This window comes from Pantoea sp. B9002 (assembly GCF_013385945.1).
In the GTDB taxonomy this organism is placed as follows: Bacteria; Pseudomonadota; Gammaproteobacteria; order Enterobacterales; family Enterobacteriaceae; genus Pantoea.
This window is the reverse complement of record NZ_JACAPA010000185.1, coordinates 1-393: the sequence shown is the minus strand read 5'-3', so window position 1 is coordinate 393 and position 393 is coordinate 1. Positions and strand designations below refer to the sequence as shown.

Below are 393 nucleotides of genomic sequence, written 5' to 3'. Positions count from 1 at the left end.
CGGCATCGATCTCCAAGACCATCAAGGCAGACGTGCCTATCGTGGGTCCGGTGGAGAGCGTGCTGACCGAGATGGTCGCGGCCCTCAAGGAAATCGGCGAGACCCCGAACAAGGAGTCGGTCGCCAGCTGGTGGAAGCAGATCGACGAATGGCGCGGTGATCGCGGCCTGTTCCCTTATGACAAGGGCGACGGCAGCATCATCAAGCCACAGACGGTGATCGAAACCCTGTGCGAAGTGACCAAGGGCGATGCCTTCGTGACCTCCGACGTGGGCCAGCACCAGATGTTCGCGGCGCAGTACTACAAGTTCAACAAGCCCAATCGCTGGATCAACTCCGGCGGCCTGGGCACCATGGGCTTCGGTTTCCCGGCGGCCATGGGCGTGAAGTTGA

At 61.6% G+C, this 393-nt stretch carries 1 protein-coding gene; it reads left to right on the top strand.

The window, feature by feature from the left end:
• Window positions 1–393: thiamine pyrophosphate-dependent enzyme (locus tag HX773_RS25765; RefSeq protein ID WP_255433351.1), on the top strand; the 393-nt coding region annotated here is incomplete at both ends.